At 50.7% G+C, this 6,887-nt stretch carries 6 protein-coding genes and 1 tRNA gene; 4 read left to right on the top strand and 3 right to left on the bottom strand.

All coding sequences use genetic code 11. The features are described from left to right. Positions 1 to 430, top strand: a 430-nt coding sequence (locus ACLQ6D_RS05520) for an IS1 family transposase (protein WP_411726286.1), incomplete at its 5' end; no start/stop codon positions are given. On the opposite strand, the gene ACLQ6D_RS05525 is transcribed toward ACLQ6D_RS05520, so the two are convergent. Further along, complete coding sequence (locus ACLQ6D_RS05525; protein WP_411726287.1) at positions 423 to 1,181, bottom strand: hypothetical protein; 759 nt, start codon at positions 1,179 to 1,181, stop codon at positions 423 to 425. The genes ACLQ6D_RS05520 and ACLQ6D_RS05525 overlap by 8 nt on opposite strands. A 306-nt stretch (positions 1,182 to 1,487) precedes the next feature. Between ACLQ6D_RS05525 and ACLQ6D_RS05530 the strand changes: the two genes are divergently transcribed. Next, positions 1,488 to 1,563 (top strand) — tRNA-Lys (locus ACLQ6D_RS05530). A 56-nt stretch (positions 1,564 to 1,619) separates the two neighbouring features. On the opposite strand, the gene ACLQ6D_RS05535 is transcribed toward ACLQ6D_RS05530, so the two are convergent. After that, entirely contained in the window at positions 1,620 to 1,829 is a 210-nt protein-coding gene (locus tag ACLQ6D_RS05535) for a hypothetical protein (protein ID WP_411726288.1), read from the bottom strand. A gap of 220 nt (positions 1,830 to 2,049) precedes the next feature. On the opposite strand from ACLQ6D_RS05535, the gene gcvT reads away from it, so the two are divergent. Beyond that, a complete protein-coding gene (gcvT, locus tag ACLQ6D_RS05540) occupies positions 2,050 to 3,132 on the top strand; it encodes a glycine cleavage system aminomethyltransferase GcvT (RefSeq protein ID WP_411726289.1) in 1,083 nt (360 codons plus the stop codon). A 3-nt stretch (positions 3,133 to 3,135) separates the two neighbouring features. Further along, positions 3,136 to 6,048 carry an aminomethyl-transferring glycine dehydrogenase gene (gene gcvP, locus ACLQ6D_RS05545; protein ID WP_411726290.1) on the top strand — a complete coding sequence of 971 codons (2,913 nt, stop codon included), beginning with the start codon at positions 3,136 to 3,138 and terminating at the stop codon, positions 6,046 to 6,048. A gap of 357 nt (positions 6,049 to 6,405) precedes the next feature. On the opposite strand, the gene ACLQ6D_RS05550 is transcribed toward gcvP, so the two are convergent. After that, complete coding sequence (locus ACLQ6D_RS05550; RefSeq protein ID WP_411726291.1) at positions 6,406 to 6,630, bottom strand: hypothetical protein; 225 nt, start codon at positions 6,628 to 6,630, stop codon at positions 6,406 to 6,408. Between the last annotated feature and the right edge of the window lie 257 nt (positions 6,631 to 6,887).

Consider the following 6,887-nt stretch of genomic DNA (forward strand, 5'->3'; position numbering starts at 1 on the left):
TGGAGTTTCCGGGGCTATCCGTGAGATGGGGTTTGACGGGATGTGGCATTTTGTCGGTTCAAAAAACAAGTGTTGGCCTGTCAAGGCGGTGGGCCGTGCCTGGGTCACCGGCCATCGTGATGCCGCAACCTCCCGAAGGCCCTACGACAAGGTGGGGCACCTGAAAGAATGTATTTTTTATACGGACGACTGGGATGCGTTTGCCAAGGTCTTGCCCAAAGCGCGGCACGTCATCGGCGAAGCCCATACGGTGGCAATTGGGCGTGACGACAGCAACACCCGACACCATCTTGGCCGGATGACACGGCGCACCAAAGTGGTCGCCCATTGCGAAGGCCTGTTCAATGCAACCATCAAGCTTTGGATTTACCTAACGCAACCCCATGTATTCCGGGCTTATCAAGAAAAAACATTATCTATCTTTAGGTAAATACTCTAAAAGCTTGTTTAAAAACATCGCCAATACGGCTCGTTGTTTTACCTAGATAATCTAGGGTATCGGGGTAAATGTTCCCGGCAACAGTGGAAGCTTTTTTATTGGCATGAGTAAGCGGGGCGACTACTTGTGCCTGGAGTAAGGCCAGTGCTTTATCGGGCAGATTTTGCGCTGTAGTGACAATTTCATCGTACAACACTTTGCTGGGATAAATGGCCTTATTCTCGACTAAATTCCGCGTTGTTTTTACCTGGATACTGATGGATTCCAAGGTTTGATTTAGCAAAGCCTGGGCTGGCGCAATAAAAGATTTTTCAACAATTAATTTTGCTTGTTCCGGGCATTGAGCCACTTTATCCCGAGCAACCAGAATATGATTGTCAATAAACGCCTTCTTTTCGCTTAGTATTTCTTTGGCTTCGTCGACAAATTCCTGTGCCGTTTTAATATGTTGCTGAATCTGGCTTACCGTTGGATTGATGACCTTCTCGTCCATGCCGGTTTTAATCAGGACACGGCACTGCTGGATTTTATTGATGGCCTTCTCCAGCAAGGACTGCTGGGCGTAACCAAGTTTCAACTCAAGCTCATGAATCGTCACATCACGTTGGGAGATGACAAGTTTGAGTTCGCTAATTGTCTGTTTATTCGTCTTAATTTGTGCAGTCAGCTTAGCAACTTGAACTTCAAGTCGGTTTAACTTAGTTGACAGATCGCTTGAACCAGTGCCATTTTTTGAAACCACAGACAGCCCCCATGTAATTACTTGTAGTTATTATTTTTTTGCTAAAAAGATTGCTATTCTTAACAATCTGGCTTGTCAAAGTCAAGAAGAAATTAATCCTTCCATTTCATGCGTACGATGTTTGAAGTATCTAGTTATCTCCGGCTATTCAGTTTAAGACCTGAATTGGCAGGTTTTATAGCAATTTTGATAATTTGAACGATTTTCAAGTATGGCATAACCCACTAACAAAGTTTATCCCAACCGCATTTTAGGCTTGGTTTTAGGTAAGAAATCCTTTACCATCATAAAGCTAAAGTTTCTCATGGGGTGTTAGCTCAGTTGGTAGAGCAGTGGACTCTTAATCCATAGGTCTAGGGTTCGAGTCCCTAACGCCCCACCAATAATTTCAATAACTTGCATTGCATTTGTAGTTTTAAATTTGCGAAGGTTTGGGAATTAATCCCTTGTCTGCTTAACTTTTGCCTTGGCAACATCATACACCTTCATCATCTCCATTTTTCGATGCCCTGATGCTTGCATTTTGTCGTAGGCATTCGCCAGCGCGAATGCGATCATGCGCGGAGGTCGCCCTACGGTAGGCCACGTACGCAACATACCCTTCAATCCAGGGATCAAATCGTATTGGATCGCCGTCCAACATTGCATGGCGCCTGTATGTTGCGTATTATCCCTCTTGGGCGTTGATGTTGACGTAAAAATCCGCATCTTGCCAGCAATGGCCGCCCTTTCTACCTCTCTGCCGGGTTAATTCTGCTCGCTACTGGGGTTTTGCAATTGCCTCATAATTCACTTGTATTTTGATCAACTTGGTTAAGGGCATTTCAACATTGTACTCATTTTCTGCTTGCTATCCGTTAGCTTAACCATGTTAAAACAAACTCCCCTCTATCAGCTACATCTTGGTCTGGGTGGCAAAATGACCGCTTTTGCGGGACACCAACTGCCTATCCACTATCGGAGTGGAATTATCCACGAACACCTGCACTGCCGAAGTCACGTCGGGTTTTTCGATATATCGCATATGGGGCAATGCCTGATTTCAGGCGATGAGGCCGCTAGCGAACTTGAACATCTCACGCCCAGCGATATTATCGGGCTAAAATCCGGTCAACAGAAATATACCGTATTGACCAATCACGACGGCGGCATACTTGACGATATCATTGTGACACGGTTTGATTCAGGGTTGACGGTCGTTGTCAATGCGGCCTGTAAAAACAAGGATTTTCATTATTTAGCCAGCCAGTTATCCAATCGCTGTCATTTTGTTGAACTCACCGACCAGGCGCTATTCGCGTTGCAGGGGCCGGTAGCAGCGGAGATTATGCGGAAATTCTCTGTAATTGCCGCCGATTTGCCATTTATGGCTACCTGTGAAACGGAACTTGGCGGTATTCAATGCACCATCAGCCGTAGCGGTTATACGGGCGAAGACGGCTTTGAAATTTCCGTTGCCAATGCCCATGCTGAAGCGCTGGCTCGCCTACTCCTAGCTGAAAAAGACGTTATTCCAATAGGCTTGGGGGCGCGAGATACCTTGCGCCTGGAAGCTGGTTTATGCCTTTACGGGCATGAACTTTATGAAACCGTAACTCCAGTAGAGGCTGGCTTACGGTGGCTCATTAAAAAAGGCCATAGCGATTTCCCAGGAGCTGACAAAATTATCCGGCAGTTACAATTTGGCCCTGAAAAAATCCGGGTCGGGCTTAGTGTAGAGAGCAAGCAACCCGTACGGGAAGGCAGTGCCATTTTTAACAATGACAATACTGTGATAGGCCATGTCACCAGCGGCAGTTTTGCTCCAAGTCTCGGCAAACCGATTGCAATGGCTATGCTAGATTGTAATTACTCCGCACTGGGTACGCATTTATACGCAAAGGTGCGCGAACGACAGGTCTCCGTTACCGTCATCCGATTACCTTTCATTCCTCATCGCTACCATAGATAACCCATGCCTACCTTACGCACCAGCTTGAACCAATTGGAAATGCGCGGTTATTTTATCCACCGTCATATCGGCCCGAACCTTAAGCAAATCCATGAAATGCTTGCCGAACTTGGCTTGAGTGAACTGGATGAAATCATCGAACAGGCGTTGCCTGCCGACATCGTCAACCATGAGCCCCTGAAACTGACTGAAACGATCAGCGAAAGCGCCGTTATCAAACACATGCGCAAAATGCGCGAACGCAATAAAGTCTTCACTTCGATGATCGGCATGGGCTATTACGACACCATCATGCCCGCCGTGATTAAGCGCAATGTGCTGGAAAACCCCGGCTGGTACACCGCTTACACGCCTTATCAGGCGGAAGTCAGCCAGGGGCGGCTGGAAGCCTTGTTAAACTTCCAGCAAATGATTATCGACCTGACCGGCATGGAACTCGCCAATGCTTCCTTGCTTGATGAAGCCACGGCTGCTGCGGAAGCCATGACCATGGCTAGGCGTTTATCCAAGAGCACTGCCAATGCGATAGTGGTCGATCAGGATTGCCATCCGCAAACTATAGCGGTAGTCAAAACCCGCGCCCATTCCCTGGGCTATGAAGTCATCATCGCCGATCCGTATAACGGCTTGCAACAACACGATTTTTTTGCGGTCTTGGTGCAATATCCCGGCTCTAAAGGCGAAATTAGAGACCTGAGTGAAATCGCCGGTATCGCCCACGAAAAATCCGCCCTATTCACCGTCGCTGCCGATTTGTTAAGCCTGGTCTTGCTGAAACCGCCGGGTGCATTCGGGGTCGATATCGCCGTGGGCAGCGCACAGCGCTTTGGCGTACCCATGGGATACGGCGGCCCCCACGCCGCGTTCTTTGCCACCCGGGATGAATTCAAGCGTTCCGTTCCTGGTCGCATCATCGGCGTTTCTAAAGACAATCACGGTCAACTTGCCCTGCGTATGGCCCTGCAAACCCGCGAACAGCATATCCGACGGGATAAAGCCACCAGCAATATTTGCACCGCGCAGGTTCTCCTGGCCGTCATTGCCGGTTTCTATGCGATTTACCACGGTGCCGAAGGGCTTCGCTTGATAGCCGGCAGGGTGCATCGTTATGCCCAAATCCTGGCGGCAGGTATCTCCCAGCTAAGTCTTGAAGTCGTCAGCCGCCGCTATTTCGACACCCTTGTCGTCCGAGTCCCAAACCGTGCGAAACGCATCGTGGCACAGGCGGCAGATGCCAATATCAACCTGCGTTTTATCGATGCCGACCATATCGGAATTTCCCTGGACGAAACGACAACGCGAAAAAATTTACGGGAACTGTGGCAGGTTTTCGCCACACCCGCTGCGGAATTTCCGGATATCAACCGACTAAATGCCGACGTGGTGGAATGTATACCCGATGCGCTATTGCGTAGCGATAACATCCTGCAACATCCCGTTTTTGAACGCTACCATTCCGAGACTGAAATGATGCGTTATATGCGAAGGTTAGCCCGGCGCGATATTGCGCTAGACCGCTCGATGATACCGTTAGGTTCGTGTACGATGAAGCTCAATGCGGCGACGGAAATGCAATCGATTTCTTATCACGAATTTAACGGCTTGCACCCATTCGCCCCGCTATACCAGACACTTGGGTTTCAGCAGTTATTTGCCGAACTGGAAGATATGCTCTGTGACTTGACCGGCTTCGATGCTTTCTCCTTGCAACCCAATGCCGGATCGCAGGGCGAATACACCGGCCTGTTGGTCATCCGCAAATACCATGAAGTCAACGGCCAAGCGCAACGCAACATCTGCCTGATACCGGCTTCCGCACATGGCACCAACCCTGCCAGCGCAGTCATGGCGGGTCTTAAAGTTGTCGTTGTCGCCTGCGATGAAAACGGTAACATCAGCCTGGATGATTTACAGGCGAAGGTCGCCGAACACAGCGATACCTTAGCTGCATTAATGATCACCTATCCATCTACGCATGGTGTTTATGAACAATCGTTCCGGGAAATCTGCAACCTGATCCATCAGTATGGCGGCCAGATCTATCTGGATGGAGCCAATTTTAATGCGCTGGTTGGCCTCAGCCGTCCCGGCAAAATTGGTATCGATGTTGCCCACCTTAACCTGCATAAAACCTTCTGCATACCTCATGGCGGAGGCGGCCCCGGTGTTGGCCCGATTGGCGTAGGGGCGCATTTAGCCCCGTTCCTGCCGGATCATCCCGTGGTGGAAGGTGTCAACCCGGCTAAAGGCAAGCATGGCACTGTCGGTACAGTATCCGCAGCACCCTGGGGTTCTGCCAGCATCTACACCATATCTTGGGCTTATATCGCGATGATGGGCGCAGCCGGGTTAAAACAGGCGACGCTGACTGCCATCCTGAATGCCAACTATATGGCCAAACGCCTGACCCCACATTATCCTATCTTATACACTGGAAAGAACGGCTGGGTGGCGCATGAATGTATTATCGATTGCCGCGAATTCAAAAAAACGGGCAACATCACCGTGGAAGATATAGCCAAACGCCTGATCGATTACGGCTTCCATGCGCCGACCGTAGCATTTCCTGTGCCCGATACCCTGATGATCGAACCTACGGAAAGTGAGGATAAAGTCGAAATTGACCGTTTTTGCGCTGCGTTAATCGCTATCCGCCAGGAAATCAAAGCCATAGAAAACGGCAGTGCCGATGCCGAAAATAACGTGCTGCACAATGCGCCGCATACCCATCGGCTATTACTGGAAGAATGGACATTGCCGTACTCCAGGCAACAAGCCTTTTTCCCTGACAACGATCAGCATGACGATAAGTACTGGCCGCCGGTTGGGCGTATTGATAATGTCTATGGCGACAAGCATGTGGTTTGTACGTGTCCGCCTTTGTCGGATTATGAGCAACTCGGCACCAATATTTAAGGTTTACGGATTTGCTTTGGGCCAAATGAGTTATCTGGAAACTGTTTTTTATGCACATTTGCATGTTATCCCGTTTAGAAAACTTAGCCTTGGAAATTATTCTGTTAAGAGTAAATAGAAATGTCCGGTTTTGTAGCAAATTAATTGTCCGCTTTTTGTTGCGCCCGGAAACGGCGACGGGCGGTAGCCCGAAGCCGTTCCCAGGCGCGGCCCCTGCGGAGCGGAGTTACGCGACGGCCTTGATTTCTGGTTTTTGATACGTTCCTTGGGCATCATCTGTCGCCAACCTGCGTGGGCCATGGAAAATAGCCACCCCGCCGCCCTGGTGGCGCGACGCACACTGGTTTTAGCCTTGACCTAGTGGCATCGGCGCCGGTCGCTGGGTCTCTGTGAGGTAAGGCCGTCGAAACGCACACAATTGCCTTTGCCCACGGTGCGCCCATAGTGTCCGCACAGGATGTCGTCCAGGTTCCCGCCCAGGACAGGCACGGATGCCGTCCCTTCCTCCAAGGGCGGCTGGGCGAATTCGGCATCGGATGCCGGACGGCACACGTCCCGCAAGTGGGCATTCGCCGCCGTCATGTCCGTGATGCCCGCCAGCGCCAGTCCTTTGGGCAACCGGCCTTGGCGGGTGGCAAAGGCGCGTTCGGGACGCCCCCGTGCTTCCGGCGGGTGCGCGGCAACCATGTGTGCCCCCCAGTGTTTCATGGCCCGCCCGAATTGGGTGAGGTTGACCTTGCCGCCCGCTTCTTGGGTCGTCCAGTAAGGGCTGCCGCGGCCACTGTGGAAGGCGCCGGACAGGCCGTGGGCTCCGATAACGTCCCTTACACCCCGGAAAC

Source organism: Methyloglobulus sp. (assembly GCF_046714055.1).
Classification (GTDB): Bacteria; Pseudomonadota; Gammaproteobacteria; order Methylococcales; family Methylomonadaceae; genus Methyloglobulus.

Bases quoted from the DNA above. Each gene is read 5' to 3' on its own strand.
- ACLQ6D_RS05535 (WP_411726288.1), bottom strand. From the start codon at position 1,829: ATGCAATGTTGGACGGCGATCCAATACGATTTGATCCCTGGATTGAAG.
- gcvT (WP_411726289.1), top strand. From the start codon at position 2,050: ATGTTAAAACAAACTCCCCTCTATCAGCTACATCTTGGTCTGGGTGGC.
- ACLQ6D_RS05550 (WP_411726291.1), bottom strand. From the start codon at position 6,630: ATGACGGCGGCGAATGCCCACTTGCGGGACGTGTGCCGTCCGGCATCC.
- gcvP (WP_411726290.1), top strand. From the start codon at position 3,136: ATGCCTACCTTACGCACCAGCTTGAACCAATTGGAAATGCGCGGTTAT.